The sequence below is a fragment of the Neorhizobium galegae genome, assembly GCF_017877055.1.
Taxonomy (GTDB): Bacteria; Pseudomonadota; Alphaproteobacteria; order Rhizobiales; family Rhizobiaceae; genus Neorhizobium; species Neorhizobium galegae_D.
This window is the reverse complement of the sequence record NZ_JAGIPG010000001.1, coordinates 17,543-37,656: the sequence shown is the minus strand read 5'-3', so window position 1 is coordinate 37,656 and position 20,114 is coordinate 17,543. Positions and strand designations below refer to the sequence as shown.

18 protein-coding genes and 2 pseudogenes are annotated in these 20,114 nt (G+C 58.0%); 8 read left to right on the top strand and 12 right to left on the bottom strand.

Annotation, left to right across the window (positions count from 1 at the left end; translation table 11 throughout):
- Window position 1 precedes the first annotated feature (1 nt).
- Window positions 2-985, top strand: coding sequence for an ABC transporter permease (locus J2857_RS00180; protein WP_210007997.1), 984 nt, complete (start codon window positions 2-4; stop codon window positions 983-985).
- A gap of 11 nt (window positions 986-996) precedes the next feature.
- On the opposite strand, the gene J2857_RS00175 is transcribed toward J2857_RS00180, so the two are convergent.
- The 8 genes from J2857_RS00175 to J2857_RS00140 form a co-directional block, all read right to left on the bottom strand.
- Window positions 997-1,593 carry a glutathione S-transferase family protein gene (locus tag J2857_RS00175; protein WP_210007996.1) on the bottom strand — a complete coding sequence of 199 codons (597 nt, stop codon included), beginning with the start codon at window positions 1,591-1,593 and terminating at the stop codon, window positions 997-999.
- Window positions 1,594-1,608: 15 nt separating this feature from the next.
- Window positions 1,609-2,952, bottom strand: coding sequence for an MmgE/PrpD family protein (locus J2857_RS00170; protein WP_210007995.1), 1,344 nt, complete (start codon window positions 2,950-2,952; stop codon window positions 1,609-1,611).
- A gap of 131 nt (window positions 2,953-3,083) precedes the next feature.
- On the bottom strand, window positions 3,084-4,439 hold the full coding sequence (locus tag J2857_RS00165; RefSeq protein WP_210007994.1) for an MmgE/PrpD family protein: 1,356 nt from the start codon (window positions 4,437-4,439) through the stop codon (window positions 3,084-3,086).
- 5 nt (window positions 4,440-4,444) lie between these two features.
- The gene (locus tag J2857_RS00160; RefSeq protein WP_210007993.1) at window positions 4,445-5,824 is read right to left on the bottom strand and encodes an MmgE/PrpD family protein; all 1,380 of its coding nucleotides are present in this window, start codon (window positions 5,822-5,824) and stop codon (window positions 4,445-4,447) included.
- 29 nt (window positions 5,825-5,853) lie between these two features.
- Window positions 5,854-6,624 carry an amino acid ABC transporter ATP-binding protein gene (locus J2857_RS00155; RefSeq protein ID WP_210007992.1) on the bottom strand — a complete coding sequence of 257 codons (771 nt, stop codon included), beginning with the start codon at window positions 6,622-6,624 and terminating at the stop codon, window positions 5,854-5,856.
- A 4-nt stretch (window positions 6,625-6,628) separates the two neighbouring features.
- The gene (locus tag J2857_RS00150; protein ID WP_210007991.1) at window positions 6,629-7,729 is read right to left on the bottom strand and encodes an amino acid ABC transporter permease; all 1,101 of its coding nucleotides are present in this window, start codon (window positions 7,727-7,729) and stop codon (window positions 6,629-6,631) included.
- A gap of 1 nt (window position 7,730) precedes the next feature.
- The gene (locus J2857_RS00145) at window positions 7,731-8,879 is read right to left on the bottom strand and encodes an amino acid ABC transporter permease (protein ID WP_210007990.1); all 1,149 of its coding nucleotides are present in this window, start codon (window positions 8,877-8,879) and stop codon (window positions 7,731-7,733) included.
- Between the two features lie 130 nt (window positions 8,880-9,009).
- Entirely contained in the window at window positions 9,010-10,044 is a 1,035-nt protein-coding gene (locus J2857_RS00140; protein ID WP_210007989.1) for an amino acid ABC transporter substrate-binding protein, read from the bottom strand.
- Window positions 10,045-10,195: 151 nt separating this feature from the next.
- On the opposite strand from J2857_RS00140, the gene metC reads away from it, so the two are divergent.
- Window positions 10,196-11,359 carry a cystathionine beta-lyase gene (gene metC / locus J2857_RS00135; protein ID WP_210007988.1) on the top strand — a complete coding sequence of 388 codons (1,164 nt, stop codon included), beginning with the start codon at window positions 10,196-10,198 and terminating at the stop codon, window positions 11,357-11,359.
- A 114-nt stretch (window positions 11,360-11,473) separates the two neighbouring features.
- Complete coding sequence (locus J2857_RS00130) at window positions 11,474-12,118, top strand: GntR family transcriptional regulator (protein ID WP_210007987.1); 645 nt, start codon at window positions 11,474-11,476, stop codon at window positions 12,116-12,118.
- A gap of 148 nt (window positions 12,119-12,266) precedes the next feature.
- On the opposite strand, the gene J2857_RS00125 is transcribed toward J2857_RS00130, so the two are convergent.
- Genes J2857_RS00125 through J2857_RS00110 form a run of 4 tightly spaced genes read right to left on the bottom strand, consistent with a single transcriptional unit; the run spans window position 12,267 to window position 15,996 of the window.
- Window positions 12,267-13,040 carry an ABC transporter permease gene (locus tag J2857_RS00125; protein ID WP_210007986.1) on the bottom strand — a complete coding sequence of 258 codons (774 nt, stop codon included), beginning with the start codon at window positions 13,038-13,040 and terminating at the stop codon, window positions 12,267-12,269.
- Window positions 13,024-13,854 carry an ABC transporter ATP-binding protein gene (locus J2857_RS00120; protein ID WP_210007985.1) on the bottom strand — a complete coding sequence of 277 codons (831 nt, stop codon included), beginning with the start codon at window positions 13,852-13,854 and terminating at the stop codon, window positions 13,024-13,026. Before J2857_RS00120 ends, J2857_RS00125 begins: the two co-directional genes overlap by 17 nt.
- A 12-nt stretch (window positions 13,855-13,866) precedes the next feature.
- Entirely contained in the window at window positions 13,867-14,868 is a 1,002-nt protein-coding gene (locus tag J2857_RS00115) for an ABC transporter substrate-binding protein (protein ID WP_210007984.1), read from the bottom strand.
- Between the two features lie 45 nt (window positions 14,869-14,913).
- Window positions 14,914-15,996, bottom strand: a complete 1,083-nt coding sequence (locus tag J2857_RS00110; RefSeq protein WP_210007983.1) for a 4-oxalomesaconate tautomerase — start codon at window positions 15,994-15,996, stop codon at window positions 14,914-14,916.
- A 114-nt stretch (window positions 15,997-16,110) separates the two neighbouring features.
- Between J2857_RS00110 and J2857_RS00105 the strand changes: the two genes are divergently transcribed.
- The 5 genes and pseudogenes from J2857_RS00105 to J2857_RS00085 all read left to right on the top strand — a co-directional run.
- On the top strand, window positions 16,111-17,007 hold the full coding sequence (locus J2857_RS00105) for a LysR family transcriptional regulator (protein ID WP_210007982.1): 897 nt from the start codon (window positions 16,111-16,113) through the stop codon (window positions 17,005-17,007).
- Between the two features lie 164 nt (window positions 17,008-17,171).
- Window positions 17,172-17,550: pseudogene (locus J2857_RS00100) on the top strand (recombinase family protein); the annotation flags it as partial.
- 370 nt (window positions 17,551-17,920) lie between these two features.
- On the top strand, window positions 17,921-18,382 hold the full coding sequence (locus tag J2857_RS31210) for a MarR family winged helix-turn-helix transcriptional regulator (RefSeq protein ID WP_210007981.1): 462 nt from the start codon (window positions 17,921-17,923) through the stop codon (window positions 18,380-18,382).
- On the top strand, window positions 18,379-19,728 hold the full coding sequence (locus J2857_RS00090) for an alpha-amylase family protein (protein WP_210007980.1): 1,350 nt from the start codon (window positions 18,379-18,381) through the stop codon (window positions 19,726-19,728). Before J2857_RS31210 ends, J2857_RS00090 begins: the two co-directional genes overlap by 4 nt.
- A gap of 253 nt (window positions 19,729-19,981) precedes the next feature.
- A pseudogene (locus J2857_RS00085) lies at window positions 19,982-20,113 on the top strand (IS6 family transposase); the annotation flags it as partial.
- Window position 20,114: the final 1 nt, after the last annotated feature.

Sequence of the window (20,114 nt, the reverse complement as noted above, 5' to 3'; positions counted from 1 at the left end):
CATGCAGAAAAAAGATATCGGATTGGCTACGCTTGTGATGACCGTCGGCGCAATCGTCGCCGTGATAAATCCACGGTTCCTGTCGCCGATCAACCTGGCCAACACGGCAAACCTGATCGGCCTGTTCGGGCTGTTCTCCATTGCCGAGGCCTTCGTCATCGTCACGGCTGGCATCGAACTGTCGATCGGCTCGGTGATCGCGTTGATAGGCGTCATTTTTGTCGATCTAATCGCCAGCTTCGGCGTTCCCTGGCCAGTCGCACTTGCAATCGTGATGGTGCTGTCAGTCGCCATCGGCCTTCTGCACGGCTGGCTGATAACCCGCCTCAGGCTTCAGCCTTTCGTCGTCACCCTCTGCGGGCTTCTGATCTATCGCGGCATTGCCCGCTTCTACACCAGGGATGGCACGGCCGGCTTCAGCTTCGGGTCCGACTTTCCGATGCTGGAATATCTGGTCGCGGGCCGCACAGCCGGCGTGCCGCATTCCGTCATCGCGTTCCTGCTGGTAGCTGTCGCTGCTTGGTTTCTCCTGCACCGGACGGTGCTCGGCCGGCATCTTTTTGCCGTCGGCAAAAATCCCGAGGCGGCGGGTTTTTCAGGCATCGACACCACCAGGGTCATCATCCAGGCCTATGTGCTTTGCGCTTTTCTGACAGGCATTTCGGCGGTGTTTTTCGCCATGTATACCCGCTCTGTCCAGCCTTCATCCCATGGCAATTTTTACGAGCTGTACGGCATAGCCGCCGCGGTCCTGGGCGGCTTCTCCCTGCGGGGTGGCGAGGGGTCGATCATCGGCGTGGTGCTGGGCGTGATCCTGCTTCAGGTCCTGCAAAACCTCGTCAATCTCTTGGGCATCCCCTCTTCATTGAATTTCGCCGTCATGGGCAGCGTCATTCTTGCCGGCGTGATCGCGGACACGCAGTTTTCCCGCTACCGGGACGCCCGCAGGCAGGCCATTGCCATGGCCGCCTTGGACTCAGAGTGAGGTAAATTCCATCAAGTCAATGCACCCGAGATATGACGGCGGTACGCTTCGTTTTCATTCAGGCGCTCAACGTAGGTTTCAAGATTGGGTAACGAGACCTTGTCCTGCAACAAGCAATATCGGTATGCAGAGGGTGCGAAGGTCATATCTGCCAAGGTCAGGTGCTCGCCAGCGAGATACCTATTGTTGCCAAGCCAGGCGTTGACCTGAGCAAAGGGAGCCATGACCGACTGTCTGGCCGCATCGTTGGCAGTACCAGCTTTCATGGCCTTTCGCAGGCGGGTCAAGGGCGGCGTTACAGAAATTGAGGACCAATCCATCCATCGATCGATTTTTGCCGCTTCTCCTGCCGCCTGTGGCCAGAGAGGACCGCTATCCTGAAGATTGGCCAGATAACGAAGAACGGCGTTGGATTCCCAGACGATAACGTCACCATGACGAATGACGGGAACCTTGCCGAACGGGTTCATCTGGAGAAATTCATTGTTGTCGTTCCCTCCAAATTTGCCGCCCGTCAGAACGAAATCAAAGGGTAGTGCCAGCTCGTCCAGTAACCACAGAACCTTGGCGGTATTCGAGGAATCTCGTCTTCCGTATAATGTCAACATCACAATACTCCCATTTTAGCTTTGCACGGCGCAACGGGCGATCACCGGCCCAATCCGGTCGGTGGGGGCGAGCGCCATGATTTCGCGAAATATGCCGGACGCCATTTCGGCGCTCACAAGTGCCCCGGTGCAATCCATGAACTTTCTCTTTAGCTCATCATCCGACATTGGGTTGGTTGGGCCTCGCCCGAACTGGGTTGACGCGACACTTTCCAGTACGCGACCATCGGTCAGCGTGACGCGCACCGTACCGCGATAGGCATCGGCCTGCTGGTGCCCCGTCGCCTGCGTCTTTGCCAAGAGCGCCGAAATCTGCGGGGTCAGGAATTTCCCATCCTCAAAATCTGCTAGACGGATCTGGCCGCTGACAAGTGCCTTGGCCGTCAGGAACTGAGTGCTGAACTTGGCGTCCAGGCCGGACTTGGGAATTGGGCGGTTGGTGTGCGCCAGACGCCGCTCGTGGGTTTCGATCTCGATCTTCTGGATCGATTGCTCATCGAAAATACCATGCTCTTTCACGATTTTGAGGGATGCGTCGATTGCGGAATGCGCGCTTCCGCAGCAAGGATGCTGCTTGATGGCAATTCCCGGCGCCAAGGTTTCCAGCGGACCGTCCCAGCCATCGAGAATCGCTTGTTGGTCATAGGTACCTTCACCGTTGAAGAGGCGGAAGAAGCCGTAGTTATGCTCGAAAGCTTCCGGGTTCGAGTTGAGACCACGCTCCGTCAGAAGCGCTGCGAGCACGCCGTGGTAAGCGGCCTGGCCGACATGCAGAGGCTTCACCGGTGTACCGAAATTCGATTTCAGCCCCGACGCCATGGAAACCGCCATGGCGAGGCAATTTGCCATCCGGGCGGTATCGAAGTTGAGAAGCCGTGCTGCTGCCGCCGCTGCGCCAAAAACTCCAAGCGTCGCGGTTGGATGCCAACCCTTGTCGTAATGATGAGGAAGTAGACCGCGCGCGAGGCGTGTCTCGACCTCGACGCCTGCGACATATGCCTCGGCCACCTGCCCGAAACTCGCGTTCTTCTGTTCAGCAAGCGCGAGTATCGCCGGAAGGACGGGAGCAGACGGGTGCCCGCCCATCGTGGTGCTGCAATCGTCATAATCCAGGGCGTGCGCGGAAATCCCGTTGAGAAGTGCTGCCTGAAGGATCGATGCCCTCTCCCCTCGTCCCCAAAGCGTTGCCACGCCCTGAGCCGAGCCGACTTCGCAGACATCCTCCACCGCGTCGATGAAATCGCTGCGGCATCCGGCAAATGCCACGCCGATCGTATCCGCAATAGCGCGGCGCGTTACCGGCAACGCTTCGGCTGGCAGCGAATCGAGTGTCAATGCACAGGCGCGCTCCGCCAGCATATTGGAAAAACTCATGAAATGTCTCCTTGACCTTGGAGCGGAGCACGCCTTTCAGGGCGCGCACGAACACTCCATCGTGTTGAATCTGCGCATGTTTCGTACGAACGGACTGCGATTTCCGAAGCCATGCGTTAGCGCGTGCTGTGTTCGATGGCGGCAGTCAGCATCCCCACACGCGGGAGCGTGTCGAGCGTCATCAGCAGCTCGAAAACTTCGTTGACGCCTTCGTCGGTCAGTGTGCGGCTGGCGCAATCCGTAAACTTCGCTCGCAACATTCCAGGCGGCAGCGGTGTTTCAGGACCGCGTCCCACCGGTGCATCGACGGAATGGGAGAAGACCTGGCCATTCGACAGGGTGATATGGACCTCACCACCGTAATCACTGGCGTCGTCGGGCAGATTTTCCATGCGGATCAAGCTCATGATATGCAGCACTTGCGGATCATGCAGAGCCGCGTCCTCGAAATGATCGAGCAGAACCGCACCGTTCACGAGACCCCGAGCGACCGCATAAGGCAGTGAGAATTTGGCATTGAGGGCCGTGGTTGCGGGATTGCGGACATGCGGCAACATTCTGCGCGGATGCATGCGCACGAGAACATTGCTGATTTCGGCAGGATCGTTCAAAGGTCCCTGATGCAGCGCAATCGCTGCATCGATGGCGGCGTGGACACTGTAAACGCAAGGGTATTTCTTGATGGAAATCCCCGGCTTGAGCAGATCGAGAGGTCTCCCCCAGTCGCTCAGCATGCGCGTAGTGTCAAAATTACCGGCACCGTTGAAAACATTCAAGAAACCCTGCGGATGCTCCAGCGCGACGCCCGAACCGTTGACGCCCTTGGCAGCGAGAAGCGCTGCCAAAAGGCCGTTGCGAGCCTGAAAGCCGGCATGCAGCGGCTTGGTATCCGTACCAAAATTGGCCTTGATGCCCGCGGAAGACGACGCCGCAATCGAAATCGCATTTGCCATTTGACCGGCGTCGAGATTCAGCAGGTGGCTGGCAGCGACAGCGGCACCGAAAATCCCGAGCGTGGCCGTAGGATGCCAACCCTTTTCATAATGGTAAAAGTTGACGCCGCGGGCAAAGCGCGTCGCAGCCTCCACACCGACGATATAGGCATCAACGAATTCGCGACCGGTGGAGTTCAGCGTTTCTGCAAGCGCAAGCAGTCCCGGAACGATGATGACAGTGGGATGGCCCGACAGCGACTTGCTGGTATCATCGTAATCAATGGCATGGCCCGAGGTACCGTTGACGAAGGCTGCATCGAGTTTTCCGAGGCGCATCCTGCGACCGAGCACGAGGCATTGGCCCTCCGTCAGCATGCCCGGCAACATCGACTTTTCCGCCGTCTCGGTCACCGCGCCAATCAAGGCGCAGCCGATCATGTCCGCTATTGCATCCCGAGCCCATCCGATGGCTTCGGGATCGAAATCCTGGGGCACAAGCGCAACCGCGCGTTCGGCAAGCTGTAAGGACAAAGACATCGCGGTTACACCTTCTCAATATATGAATGACGGTTGACTGCTGAACCCAGCATCAGCTTTCCGATTGAAGCGGCGGAGGGTTGTTCAGACAGAGCGAGCAGCGCGGATAAGAGCCGTTCGCTCTCCTCGCGCGTCAGCACCTCCGCAGTGCAGCTGTGAAATTTATCCGCGAATTGCGCTTCACTCATGGAGTTGGAGGGACCTCTCCCCATGGCGACGCTGTCTTCAGCACTCAGCCGCCGGCCATCGGTCAGTACCACCTCCACGCGGCCGAAAGACAGATCTTCGTCCTCGTGCGGCTCCAGTCGAACCTTCGCGGAGAGGGTTGCGACCTTCTCATCGGCTATTGCTTCTGGGGAGAAATCCGAGAAGCCGATGGTATTTTGCAGTAAGGAACGGGCCGCGAGATATTGCGTGCTGAACTTCGCATCGAACCCATCTTTCGGCGACGGCCGATCGATATTGCGCAGACGGCGGCTGTGAAGCCGCACCGTTACCGAGGCTACATCTTCCTGCTTAGCGACATGTGCGCGCAGCTGGGCCGCAGCATCGATCGCTGAATGAATGAAGGCGCAGCATGGATACTGCTTGATCGCAATACCGGGCTCAAGAAGGAGGAAGGTACCTTCCAACCCCGCCAACACCTCTTGCCACTCCTGCGCGGGGCCACCGCCGAACGCGGCGATGAAGCCAAAACGATGCTCGAGAGCAGTGAGGTTGGCCGAAAATCCGCGTTCTGCCAGCAATGCGGCCTGAAGGCCGTTTCGCGCCGCCTGCCCGGCATGCAACGGTTTAGTCATGGTGCCGGAGTTGGCACGCAACCCCGATGAGCAGGAAGCTGCAATAGCGATTCCCGCCGCCACCCCGTTCTCATAGAGCCGCAGCAACCGGCTACATGCGACGGCAGCGCCGATCACGCCAAAGGTCACCGTGGGGTGCCATCCGCGATCGGCATGGGCAGGATTGCAGATTTTCGCGAGACGCAGTTCCGTTTCCAGGCCCGCAATATAGGCCGTCAGCAGCTCGATGCCGGAGGAGTTCCGTTCTTCTGCCAAAGCGAATAGCCCAGGCACAATCGACACGGACGGATGGCCATCCATGACCAGATGGCAATCATCGAAATCCAGCGCATGTGCGGCCACGCCGTTGATCTGCGCCACATTCAGGACATGTCCGGTCTCGCTGCTGCCCCACAATCGAGCCTTGCCATTGCCAGCTGGCAATATTGCGCGAAGAGCTTGCACCGCCTCGTCCGAAGCGCCCGCCAGACCGCAGGCAATCGTGTCGGTGAAAGTACGGGAGGCCCACCCCACCACCTCTTTAGGCAAAGTCCGGCCATCAAGCTCCGCCGCAAGGCGGGCCAGCGCCATAGTCAAGGATGACATTTTATTCTCCGATCTGAGGGCGGAAAGCGCTAATGCTTCAGAATCTGGTCAAGGAACGTTCGGGTGCGCTCATGCTTGGGATGGGAGAAGAACTCCCCCGGCTCCGCTCGCTCCACGATATTTCCGTCAGCCATGAGGATGACATTATCGGCGACGGTGCGAGCAAAGCCCATTTCGTGCGTCACGACGATCATCGTCATGCCGCTCTCGGCCAGTTCGATCATCGTATCCAGCACTTCCTTGATCATCTCCGGGTCGAGTGCCGATGTCGGCTCGTCAAACAGCATGATTTCCGGTTCCATGCAGAGTGAGCGAGCAATGGCGACGCGCTGTTGTTGGCCCCCGGAAAGTTGCAGCGGATATTTGTGGGCCTGCTCCGGAATGCGCACCTTGCGCAGGAAGTGCATGGCCCGCTCCTCCGCATCCTTACGCTTCATGTGGCGGACAAGAGTGGGACCTATGGTCAGGTTTTCCAGCACCGTCAGATGCGGGAAGAGGTTGAAGGACTGAAACACCATGCCAAGGCTGCTGCGGATGGCAGCGATGTTCTTGACGCTATCATTCAGTTCAATCCCCTTGACGTAGATGTCGCCTTTCTGGTGCTCCTCGAGCCGGTTGATGCACCGGATGAGCGTGGACTTGCCGGACCCCGAGGGGCCGCAGACCACGACGCGTTCGCCTCGTTGAATCTCCAGCGAAACCTCGTTGAGAACCTTGAATGTGCCGTACCATTTGGAAACGCCGCTCATCTGAATGACGGCTGGTGCAGTAGAATTTATCGTCACGGTATGCCCTTTCATGATCTCAGATACGACCAACCGCAACCCAGCTCTCGACACGGCGCGCGTACATGGAAAGCGCCAGCCCGAAGACGAGATAGATGAGTGCGACGAAGAGATAGGCCTCGATGTAGAACTGACGCCACAACGGGTCCTGCATGACGGCAGTCGTGGCGGTCAGGATATCAAAGAGGCCGATGATGATGACAAAGGAAGTATTCTTCATGGCTGCAATGATGTGGTTGGTCATGGCCGGCAAGCAGATGCGCAGTGCCTGTGGCAGGATGATCCGCAGCGTGGTTTGCCAGTATGTCATGTTCAAAGAAGCTGCCGCCTCGTACTGACCACGCGGTATCGCCTGAAGACCACCACGAATGACCTCTGCCTGGTAGCAGGCGAAGAAGACTGCGATGGACAGCGTGATACGCAGAAGCTTGTTCACCTCCATGCCTGCGGGCAGGAACAGCGGGAAAATATTGACCGCCACGAACAGGATGGTGATCAGCGGCACGCCGCGCAGGCTTTCGATGAAGACCACGGAAAGTCCGCGAGCAACCGGCAGCGGCGAGCGACGCCCCAGTGCAAGCAAAACAGCAATCGGCATGCCGAAGAGCACTGAGCCGGTGAAGAGGATGATGGTCAGTGGTAAGCCACCCCATTCGCTTGTCGGCACATAAGGCAGACCAAACACGCCGCCGAACATCAAAACGGTGATTGCCGTGACGGCAGCGATCCACATTGGAATGAGTATCGAGCGCTTCCAGCAGGCCGGGGTTAGTGACGCGATGACGGTGGTAAGATAGATGACGATCATCAACACCAGCCGCCAATGTTGATCATAAGGATACATGCCGAAGAGGATCGGGCGATGTTTCTCCACGATCACCGCCCAGCAAGCACCTGCCGCATCGCGGCACGCTTGCGGGCCGGACGCCACCCAGACCGCATCCAGAACGGCCCATTGCAGGAGAAACCACAGAGTGCGGATCGTAATTGCTGCGACCACGATCGTCAGAAATGTCTGTCCGACGCTGCTGAAGAAATGACGGTGCATCCAACGCCACGGGCCTGACGCCAAAACTGGAGGTAGTTCAGCGTGGTGTTCCAAAATCTCGGATCTGGCCATGTCAGCGCTCCTTGATCGCAACAAGGCGATTGTAGAAATTCATCACCAGCGAAGTGACGACGCTTATCGAGAGATAGACGACGATCATGATTGCGACGGCCTCGACCGCCTGCCCCGTCTGGTTCATGACAGTGTTGCCGATATTCACCAGATCCGGATAGCCGACGACGACGGCAATGGAACTGTTCTTGCTGAGGCTGACATATTGGCTGGTCAGCGGCGGCACGATGACGCGCAGAGCCTGAGGCAAAACGATGTAGCGCGTAATGTACCAGGGCTTCAGACCAATCGTCTTGGCAGCCTCGATCTGTCCACGCGGCGTTGCCTGAATACCGCTTCGAACGATTTCAGCAATGAAGCCGGACGCGTACATGGAGATGCCGAGGAGCAGTGCCACGAATTCCGGAGACAAGGTAGATCCGCCCGAGAAGCTGAAACCTTTGCGTTCCGGAATGCTCATGCCCAGAGGTGCGCCCGAAAACAGCCAGACGAGCAGCGGAAGACCTGCGATCAGCAGTAGCGACACCCAGAGGCTATCGACATGCTTGCCCGTTGCGTCATTCCTGCGCCGGATAAATCCGGCGGTTATGATGGAGAGAATTATTCCTGCAACGAGCGCGACCAGCATCCATCCGTGTGACGGATGGGTATTCGGCATCGCCACCGTGAGGCCTCGGTTACTCAGGAAGCCAGCTCCCCACAGTTCGACTGCACCTCGGGGCGGCGGCAGGTTGCGGATCACCACGGACCAGAAAATGACCTGAAGAATGACCGGAATATTTCTTACGATCTCGACATAACAGCCCGCCAGCTTCTTGAGAAGCAGGTTGCTGGAACTGCGCGCGATACCAACGGTAAATCCGAGGATCGTCGCGACAATGATGCCGACACCACTGACCGCCAGCGTGTTCAACAGGCCGACGACAAGCGCGCGGAAGTAGCTGTCGCGTGCGGAATAGTTGATCAGCCTCTCGCCGATCTCGAACTGCGAAACTTCTGACAGGAAGCGAAAGCCTGTGGCGATATTTTGCGCACACAGATTTTCGACGACGTTTGAATAGAGGTAATAGCCTGCAAGCAGGACGAATATGGCAAGGACCACCTGATAGAAGGCGGAGCGAAATGCCTGACTATAGACTACACCCGCCATCTGGCTCCGACGGGACGACCCCCTGTCGGATGAACTGGAAAGAGACATTGTCGTTCCTTGAGGAAGGGCGACGGCAAAACCGTCGCTCAAGGGAATAGACCGCGCCGAAAGCAGCGGCGCGGCGGCGCCGTCAGTTCATGGGTTGACCGTACAGGATGCCCCCGTCATTCCATTGACGGTTCAGATCCCGGTCGAGAGCAATGGAAGTTGAAGGGCCGAAGTGCCGGTCGTAAATATCGGCATAGTTTCCGACCTGCCTCACGATGTTGTAGCTCCACTTTTGATCGAGTCCCAGCTTTGCGCCGTTATCGCCGATAGTACCGACAAGAGTTTGAATATCTGGATCGTCAGACTTGAGCATCGCATCGACGTTCGCCTGAGATACCTTCATCTCTTCCGCATTGAATGTCGCATAGACCACCCATTTGACGATGTCGTACCATTGATCGTCGCCCTGGCGCACGGCCATTGCCAATGGCTCCTTGGAATAGATGCCTTCGAGCAGAACGTGATCGGCAGGTTTGGGCGTATCGACGGCGCGCACGCCTGGAAGAGCGGCTTTGTCTTTCGTCAGCGCGTCACAGCGCCCGGTTACGTAAGCATCCACCAGCTGCTTGTTGTTTTCGATCACCACCGGCGTATATTTCAAGCCGCGCGCGGCGAAAATCTGGGCGATATTACGCTCCGTCGTGCTTCCAGGCGCCATGCAGATCACAGCCCCATCGAGATCCTTGACTTCCTTAACGCCGGAGTCGGCACGAACGAGAAAGCCTGTGCCGGTGTAAAAGATCGGCGGCGCAAAGTTGAGGCCGAGTGCCGTATCGCGCGATAGGTTGGCTGTCACGTTGCGAGCGAGAACATCAACCTCGCCGGACTGAATGGCCGGGAACCGTTGCTGCGACGACAGCGGCACATAACGAACCTTGTTGGCGTCTCCCAGCACGGCTGCAGCAACCGCCTTGCAATAATCGACCTCGAAACCCTCCCATACACCTTTACTGTCAGGTGCCGCGAAGCCGTGACGTGCCGGGTGAACGCCGCATAGAACGAGGCCACGTTCCTTGACCTGTTTGAGCGTGTCGCCATTCGCGGCGAAGGCAGAAAATGAGGGCAAAGTCGCCAGCGCGACAGTTGCGGCGAGTAGGCATGCTTTCAGATTACGCATTTTATCCCCTCTTGTTATACGGCAGCAGTTCAGCCCTTCCCTCAAGGCTTTAACTGGCAGTTGACGTGCCGTTGGCGTTTGTATACAAATGTTTTCAGTTGGATGCAACAACGTTTTTTAACGGCCCTTCAAATCAGCGAGAGCAACCAGAATGCAGAAAAACCTAGGCCAGGAAACAGTTATTGCGCATTGTGGGCGCCAGCCCGAGAAACACCACGGGACTGTCAGCACTCCTGTGTATCGTGCGTCGACCATCCTCTTCTCAACACTTGCAGAGCTCGACGCGAAAGACAGCGCAAAACTGCGATATGGTCGCAGAGGCACTCCCACGACGCATTCTCTGGAAGATGCGATCTGCGCACTGGAAGAGGCGGATGCTGCACTGATCGCCCCGTCCGGGGTCATGGCGCTTTCTGTCGTGTTGATGTCATTTGCCGATCAGGGGGCCCATTTTCTGGTCAGCGACAACAGCTACGGTCCGACCCGAAAGTTCTGTAGCCAGCTGCTCACCCGGTTCGGCATCGAGACGACATATTACGATCCCGCCATCGGTGCGGGAATCGAATCATTGATCCGTCCTGAAACGCGATTGATCTGGATGGAGTCGCCCGGTTCTCAGACTTTCGAAATCCAAGACGTCACTGCGATCACCGAAGTAGCCCGCAGGAAGGGTGTCGTGACTGCCATCGATAACACATGGTCCGGTGGTTATTTTTGCAAGCCGATCACCCAGGGCGTCGACATTTCGTTGCAGGCAGGTACCAAATACATTTCCGGTCATAGCGATATCATGCTCGGAACGATCGCATGTACCTCGGCCGTTTATGAGCAACTGCGCGAAACCTATCTGCGGTTCGGCGTCTGCATCAGCCCGGACGATGCGTTCCTGGCCCTTCGTGGCATCAGAACACTCGGTGTTCGCATGCGCCAGCACGAAGCCAACGCGCTCGAGGTGGCCGATTGGCTGGAAAATCATGATCAGGTCATTCGCATCATGCACCCAGCAATGGCTAGCGATCCGTATCACGACCTTTGGAAGCGGCATTTCACCGGTTCCTCCGGTCTGTTCGGCTTCGTTATGCGCGAGACAGATCGCACGGCATTGGCCCGGATGTTCGATGGCTTTGACCTGTTCGGGATGGGCTCAAGCTGGGGAGGTTTTGAAAGCCTCATGGTTCCGAGCAACCCTTCAGTCTATCGCACCGCCACGCAATGGGCGCCCGGCGGGCAGACAGTCCGTATCCATGTCGGCCTCGAAGACCCCAAGGATCTCATCAACGAAATAGCCTCTGGGTTTGGGCGACTGAAAAACTAGAGCATAAATCTTCGCCAGCCAGCGAAAGTTGGAAAATCCGTTGCATACAATCGTCCAAACGTTAGAACATCTCAACACCGGCAAGGTGGATGCTACCGGAGAATGGATGCTTCAATGGATCTGAAAATCGATGGTGAGCCTGAGAAAAGCTCCCCCTTGGAGCTTCTGCTCAAGGCCATAGAGCGAGGCGATCTTCCTCCGGGCACGCGTTTGCGTGAGACCGATCTTGCGTCACAGCTTGGTATAAGCCGGACGCCGGTCAGAGAGGCTCTCCATCGCCTGCATGCCATGGGACTGGCTGACCATGGCTCGCAACGCGGGCTCGTCGTCGCTCAGATTTCCTACGATCAGACCCGTCAGCTTTTCGCCGTGCGCGAAGGCTTGGAGGGGATGGCGACACGGCTGGCCGCCCAGCACGCGTCTCGGCACGAGATAGACGTGATGAAACAAATGGTGAAAAACGACATCGGCGTTACGGATGCCGCGCGCCTCAGCGAGACGAACAAGCAGCTGCATCGTTACATCGCCAATGCATCGCACAATCAGTATATGATCGATGCGCTCAACAATTTGCGGATTCACCTGAGCTTATTGCCCGCCTCGACCTACGCTTTGCCACAGCGGATCAAAAGCGCGCAGCAGGAACATGAAGAAATAGTTGCCGCCATTGCGAAGGGGGATGGCGATGCCGCAGAGGCGGCGGCCCGTCGTCATGTCGCCAACGGTTATCGAATTAGACTTGAGATGATGAGGGTCTGATAGCTGCGCGGGCGGCTGTGGGTCCAATGAAGTTCATGCGCCGAACGCAACAATAGGTCCGTTATTCGCATAGAACGCCTGCACTCTCCCTTCTTTGCTAAAAGGGAGAGCGCTTGTGAACAGGCTTCTCGGTTGCCGCTAAAGATCGTCACGCAGGCCGTTCGGAAGCGCTCGGTCGCCACTTGATGAGATGCTTCTCGGCGATGTCCAGGATGCTGTCGATAACCAGGACAAAGATCGCGAGGATCAGGATGCCTGCGAAGACGCCGACCGCGTCAAAATTGCCTTCCGCCTGAGCGATCAGATAGCCAAGCCCGGCGGAGGAGCCGAGATACTCGCCGATAATCGCCCCGACGACGGCAAAGCCGACCGAAGTGCGCAACGAAGACAGAATCCAGCTTGCCGCTGCGGGGAAGTAGACGTGGCGAAGCAGGTCCGACCGCTTGGCTCCCAGAATGCGTGCGTTCGACAGCACCACCGGGTTCACTTCACGGACGCCCTGCATGGCGTTGAAGAAGGTGACGAAGAACACCAGCGTCACGGCGAGCGCCACCTTGGACCAGAGACCGAGGCCGAGCCAGAGTACGAAGATAGGCGCAAGCACGACACGGGGGATTGCGTTCAGACCCTTGATGAAAGGGTCCAGAATGCGCGCGGCCGAACTGCTGAGGCCGAGCCAGACGCCTGCCGCCACGCCAAGCGCCGTTCCGACCAGATAACCGAGCACGGTTTCCGTCAGGGTGATGACCACATGGTTATAAAAGCCGGCGTCCACAACCCAGGATAACACCTGGTTGAAGATGTCGACCGGAGCCGGGAAAAAGAAGACGTCGATCACACCTGCCGTGACACCGAGCTGCCAGCCGCCGACAATTGCCACCAGCAGCACGACTTGAATGAGGCGTTCAGTCCTGGCGTTCATAGCTTTTCTCCACTTCGCCGCGCAGCGATGACCAGATGTTGCGATAAAGATCCATGAAGCGTGGATCGAGTTTGATTTCAGCGACATCGCGTGGGCGTTCGAGATCGACGGGGAAGCTGTCGATCACGCGCGAGCGCGGTCCGGCGGCAAGCACCACGACGCGATCCCCGAGAGCAATTGCCTCTTCAAGGTCGTGCGTAATCATCACCACGGCGCGCCGTTCCTCTTGCCAAAGCCGCAACAGCTCATTCTGCATCAGGTGGCGGGTATGAATATCCAGCGCCGAGAAGGGCTCGTCCATCAGGATGACCTTGGGGCCGGTAATCAGCGCCTGTGCCATCTGCACGCGCTTGCGCTGACCGCCTGAAAGCTGATGCGGATAGCGATGCTCGAAACCCTTCAGGCCTACCTTCGCCAACCACGTCATCGACCGCTCACGGCGCTCGGCAGCGCCGACACCCTTGAACATGGGACCGAGTTCCACGTTCTCTAGCGCAGTCTTCCAAGGAAGCAGTGCATCCTGCTGGAACAGATAACCGATGTCGTTCTGGACCCCGCGCACCGGCTGACCATCGATTGATACAGTGCCACTCGCAGGCTTCAGAAGACCGGCGATCGCATTGAGTACTGTGCTCTTGCCGCAGCCGGTAGGACCAACGATGGCGAGGAACTCGCCATCGGAGACTTTTAGATTCACATCTTGCACCGCCACGTAGGCGCCGAAGGCCATGGTGACCGAGTCGAGGGAAACCATCGACTTTGCTTGATGAGGGTTGTCCGTCGGGGATGCGGTTTTTACTACGGCCAATGCCATGACCTCCTCCTGTCAGTTGGCGGCGACGTTCGGGACCTTGCCGACGAACTCGTTCGTGTAGGTTTTCGTAAGGTCGATTTCAGCCGCGGCGACTTTTTCGTTGAAGCTCTTCAGGACGGCGAGCGGAGTCTTGATATCTGCCTCGTTGATACGGCCGTCCTTTGAGAAGATCGCCCTCGCGTTCTCGACCGCCTTGATGTAGGTGTCACGATCGCCGGAGATGAACTCCTTCGGGAGCTTGTCGACGATCTCTTCCGCGGAGTGGCTATTCATCCACTCGAGCGCTTTGACCGTCGCATTCGTGACCTTCTGGATGGTCTTCGGATTTTCCTCGATATAGCTCTGTGTGGCATAGAGGACGGAGGTTGGGTAAATCCCGCCATAGATCGCCTTGGCACCGTCGTCGTTGCGCCCGTCGATCAGTATCTTGCCGACGCCCTTGGCCTCGATGAAGGTCGCTGCCGGGTCATAGTTGACAAGGAGGTCGACCTTGCCCTGTTCAAGGGCAGCAACGGCGGCAGACCCGGAGCCAACGCCGATCAGCGAGACGTCGCCCGCAGACAAGCCGTTGCGCTGCAGGTAATAGCGGACGAAGAAATCGGAAGACGAGCCTGGCGAGGTGATGCCGACTTTTGCACCTTTGATCGTTTCCGGTTTTGCCGGGTCGAAGGTGCTGTTCTTGCCGCCAGCCAGCACGAGTCCGGAATTGCGGGCGAGCTGTACAAACGCCACGACAGCCTTCTTCTGCGATTGCATCTGGATCGTATGGTCGTAAAAGCCGACGGCGATATCCGTCGAACCGGCAACAAGCGCCTGAAGCGTCTTCGACCCGCCCGATGCGAAGTTTTCGACGGTCACCTCCAGGCCTTCTTTTTCATAAAGGCCGAGGCCCTGGGCGACCGGAAAGGGGAGATTGTTGAGGTTGTAAGAGCCGACGCTGATGTGGACCGGCTCCGCGAATGCGGAACCGGCAAAAGCGGCGGTTGCCGCGAGGGCGAGCATGAATTTGCGCATGGTATTCTCCTCCTGTTAGTGGCGCCCTCCCGGCAGCCACGATGATTATGCCGCACAACCCAGTTGCGCGACAGGTTTTGCGAAGACATGTCCTTCGAATAGCCGTCTGGCCGTCCGAAGAATCCCGGCAACGATTTTGCCGTCCCTTTCATAAAGCTTGACGTCCAGGTGGCCGCTCGGATGCTCAATCGAGAGCAGTAGTGGCGGCTTCTGCGTGCCGACGAGAAGCGAGGCAACGGTGCCTTCCTTGATGCAGGCGGTAGCGATCCCCACGGCCCCCGTGGTCGCAAGCGACGGATGACATTGATGCGGCATGAAATACCGCACGTTGATGTCCCCTCCGGAACGCGGCCTCGAGATGAGGACGGGCTTCGGCGTTACCTGATTGCGCACGTCGCCAAGGCCCATCCGTTCGCCGGCAGAGATGCGCAGCTTCTCCAACCGTCCAAGCAATTCCTTATCGGCATTGAGTTCAGCCGCTGACTCGAAACCGCTTGCGCCGATCGAGTCTGCCTCGATCAACATCATCGGCATTGCACAGTCGATGCAGGTAACACGCACGCCATCGATCAGGTCGACTGGCTTGCCAGTGGGAAAGAGCTGTCCGGTACGAGCCCCGGCCGCGTCCATGAAGGTCAATGCGATCGGCGCTGCACGGCCGGGCACGCCGTCGATTGCAGCTTCACCGAGATAGGAGACGCTGCCGTTTGGAGTGGGAACTTCGGCGTCGATCAGCTTGCTGGTGTTGACGTTATGAATCCGGACGAGCGTCGTTTCTCCACGAACCGGGACAAGTCCAGCTTCGATGGCAAACGGGCCGACCGCAGCCAGCATGTTGCCGCAGTTCGGGGAGGTGTCGACGATCTGTTGATCGACCCGCACCTGCGCAAAAAGATAGTCGACATCGGCGCCGGGAATACTCGACGGCCCGACGATGGCCACCTTGCTCGTGACCGGATTGCCGCCGCCGATGCCGTCTATCTGCAGCGGATGACCGGAGCCCATGACGGAAAGCAGGATTTTGTCACGCTCGCGAGTATCGGTGGGAAGATCGCTCGCCAGGAAGAACGGACCTTTTGAGGTGCCGCCTCTCATCAGTACGCAAGGGATCGCCAACAGATCGTTCATCGCTTGTACTTCCACCGGAATTATGTCATCGCCGTATCAATCGGCGCGCTTTGATCCAATTATCGGAAGAGGCGTTGATTTGTGAAATGCTAAGAATCGGTGGATTGATGCAAAATGAGCATTAATTGCGAGATCCTTGACCTTCGAGCCTTCCTGAGCGTGGTCGAGTTGGAGAGCTTTCATCGCGCGGCCGACGCCCTGCATCTCTCACAGCCCGCGTTGAGCCGCCGCATTCAAAAACTGGAGCAGGTCATCGGCGCGCCCCTCTTGGAACGGACAACCAGGCATGTATCCGCGACGGCTCTCGGTACAGAACTCGTGCCGCTCGTCCGACGCATGCTGGAGGAGTTCGATGGCTCTTTGTTTGCTGTCCGTGACGTTGGACCCAATCGAGGCGGATTGGTAACGATCGCATGTCTCCCCACCGCGGCCTTCTACTTCCTGCCTACCGTCATCCGGCAGTTCAATGAGGAGTATCCGAACATCCGCTTTCGTATACTCGACCTGCCAGCGACCGACGGTCTTCAAGCCGTGGCACGCGGGGAGGTGGAGTTCGGCATAAACATCATGGGCACGTCGGATCCGGACCTTACCTTCGAGCGACTCGCGGAAGACCCATTCGTGCTTGCAGCGCGCAAGGATCACGTCCTTGCAGCCAAGCCATGGGTGGGGTGGGCGGAACTAGAGCCCTACCATCTGATCACGGTTCATCGATCAAGCGGCAACAGAACGCTGCTCGACGCGGCACTGGCAAAATCGAACATCAAGCTTCGCTGGTTCTACGAGGTAACCCATCTGTCCACCTCCCTCGGGTTGGTGGAGGCAGGCCTTGGGATTTCGGTGCTGCCACAAATGGCAACCCCGCGAGAAGACCATCCGTTTCTGATCACCCGCCCCATCCGCAATCCCGAGATATCACGCACGATCGGCGTGGTTCGCCGTCGCGGCGGCACGTTGTCGCCGGCGGCAGAGCGATTTTTTAAGATGCTGATAAGTGTATGGGGAAGTTGAGAGTGTCACTACAGAGATCATGCTCATGTTATTTCGACCGGCGCGAGAGAACTTTGCTGCACAGATGAAGAAGCCGGGGCCATGCCGCTCTCGGTAAGGAGCCATGTCCAATAAAGGTCGTGATCTAAGCCCGCTATTCCTCCGACAATCAGCGCGACGCCTCGATCGCCGGCCAACTTCGCATGTGCCAGCTTCATGCCGAGAAGCAGGCTGGCAGCTCGTGGAGGAATATACCGACCATGCAATCTCGGGCGCTTCCCTGCTGCGTCCCGGCATTCAGGCCTTGATGTCGGACGCCACGCACGGCCGTTTCAACCTGATCCTCCCCGAGCGATGGACCGGCTTTCGCGCGATCAGGAGGATATCGCCGGGCTGTTCAAGCGCATGTCCTATTCGGACGTGAAGATCCTCACCTTGTCCGAGGGAGAGGTCACGCATCTGCATGCCGGCCTCAAGGGAACGATGAACGCGCTGTTCCTCAAAGATCTCGCCGACAAGACGCGCCGCGGCCAGCGAGGCCGCGTCGAGGCGCGTGCAGCGGGGCCGCAAGGTAAACTTGAACCGAATACCATGCTTCCTCCCGTCCCCCTCAAAGGAACATCGTATCTATCGTGAGACTAATATGAGTGACGCCGCCAAAGCCTGCCAGACGGACTCAGGTCCCGTTGGGCTGTTGAATGCGTGGAAGGCTCGTCACTGCGAATGGACCGTGCGCACAGCAGTGGACCGCCCAAGCTCCCCGTACTGGCGACATGTTGTGCCGAATGATCGAGCGACCAGCCATGGTTCGTCATCGATCCGCTGCAGATCGCAATCGCCCGTCGCTCTCAGTCCCATCCCCGACCAGATCGCAATTCCACTTTAAAGTGATGGAAAGGCTCGCCTGCCCCAAATAATACGCTATGCGTATCATATGGCGAAGGAATGCATTGATGTGGAAGCTCAGCCTCTCTTGCGCGCTATACTCGCACTTGGCCGGCGCTTGCGTTCCGAACGTCCAAACGGAGCGGTCACACTCGCTGCGATTAGCCTGCTTGGCACGCTTAATCGGCTTGGACCAATGCCCGCAGTGCAGCTTGCAGCCGAAGAGCGGCTTCAGCCCCAATCATTGACGCGGATCGTGGCAAACCTGGAGCATGCGGGTCTAATCGAACGCCGGAGAGACCCGATGGATCAACGGGCTCTGATCATCGCGCTGACAGCAAAGGGGAAGTCGGAACTGGTAGAAGATCTAAGAGCACGCCAGAAGTGGTTGCAGGATGCCATGGCCGAGATACTCTCGGAACAGGAACATGCCATGTTGAGCACAGCAGCAAACATCATGCTTGCTCGCTCTTCACGGAGATCGAAAACCGGAATGGCGAGGAGACCATGAGCAGCTGGATTAATCATGCCATCTTCTGGCACGTTTACCCCCTAGGCTTCCTCGGCGCTGAGCCCCAGGCACTACCGCAGGGTAGCGTATTCCATCGTCTCGCCCACCTCGTCGAGTGGCTCGAATACGCCGTCGAACTGGGGGCGTCCGGTCTGCTGCTCGGTCCGATTTTCGCCTCGTCGACGCACGGCTATGACACGATTGATCATTTCCAAATCGACCCCCGGTTGGGTGACGAAGCCGATTTCGATAGGCTTGTCACAGAAGCGCGGCGACGTGGTCTACATATTGTCTTAGACGGAGTTTTCAATCACGTCGGACGGGATTTCCGGCTATTTTCGGCTGCCCGTAGAAAGGGAACGGGATCTGCCGAAGCTAGCTGGTTCCGCTGGCTAGGCCATGAAGAACATACGGGTGAACCAGCATATGCCACTTTTGAGGGACACCACCAGCTGGTAGCGCTCAATCACGAATCCCCGCATGTTGCAGCACATGTGTCCAGTGTCATGAACCATTGGCTCCGCCGAGGAGCTTCCGGTTGGCGGCTCGATGCCGCATATGCGGTTCCCCGGCAGTTCTGGGCGAGGGTCCTTCCCCAGGTACGCAAATGTCACCCCGACGCGTATATCTTTGGCGAAGTCATTCACGGCGATTATTGCGGTTTCGTGGCCGACACTGGCGTCGACGCAGTGACGCAGTACGAGCTTTGGAAGGCGATTTGGAGCGCCCTCAATGATCGTAACCTGTTCGAACTCAACTGGGCTCTTGAGCGGCACAACGGCTTCCTCGACAGCTTCGTGCCGCTCACCTTCATCGGCAACCACGACGTAACTCGGTTAGCAAGCAAGCTCGACGACGAACGGCATGTCGCCCACGCTTTGGTGATTCTGATGACCGTCGGCGGCACGCTTTCGATCTATGCAGGGGACGAACAGGCGTTCCGGGGTATCAAGGAGAACCGCGCTGGCGGTGACGACGCGGTAAGGCCAGCTTTTCCATCGACGCCAGGCAAACTCGCGGCCAACGGATGGTCGACGTATCGGCTCCATCAGCAACTCATCGGCCTTCGTCGGCGGCACCCCTGGCTCGTCCAAGCCAGAAGCCGACGGATTCATCTTAAGAACCGCGAGATGGTGATGGCCCTGGAATCAGAAGGCAACAGCCTTCTCGTGGCATTCAATCTAGACGATCGGGAGGCAATTCTTCCAGCGCCCCAAGCGTGCGGAGTGTTAGCCGGTGCGGCAAGTCTAAGCCATGCAGCTGGGAGCGATGCCACGACCTTGCGACTCGCCGGAAACGGCTGGGCTGTGCTCTCAAGCTTGACCACGCAAGGCGGCGGCATATGAGATCGAAGGCTCATCGCCTTCAATCGGAACGGGCAGCCTCGTGGAGGTCTTGCAAGGTTGCACCAGGTTGAAGAGTTGGGCCATGGCGTCGGTAGTGCAGACCTGTTTCCCGTCGCGTTCGCGGCGGGGATCGATGCCGCCGTTGCCGGAATCGTTCGAGCAAGCCAAGCGGCATGAGCGTCGGTGCCGAGCCTTCCGATCAATCGGAAAAGTTCATTTTCTGAAGTGCCTCCACCATGGTCAGAGGCATGCGCCGCGCGTCATGATCACAGATAAACTCCGATCCTACGGCGCGGCAAAACGCAGCATCATGCCCGGCGTAGAACATCGTTCGCACAAGGGATTGAACAATCGGGCGGAACGAAATCGCACGCCTGAAGGCCGCG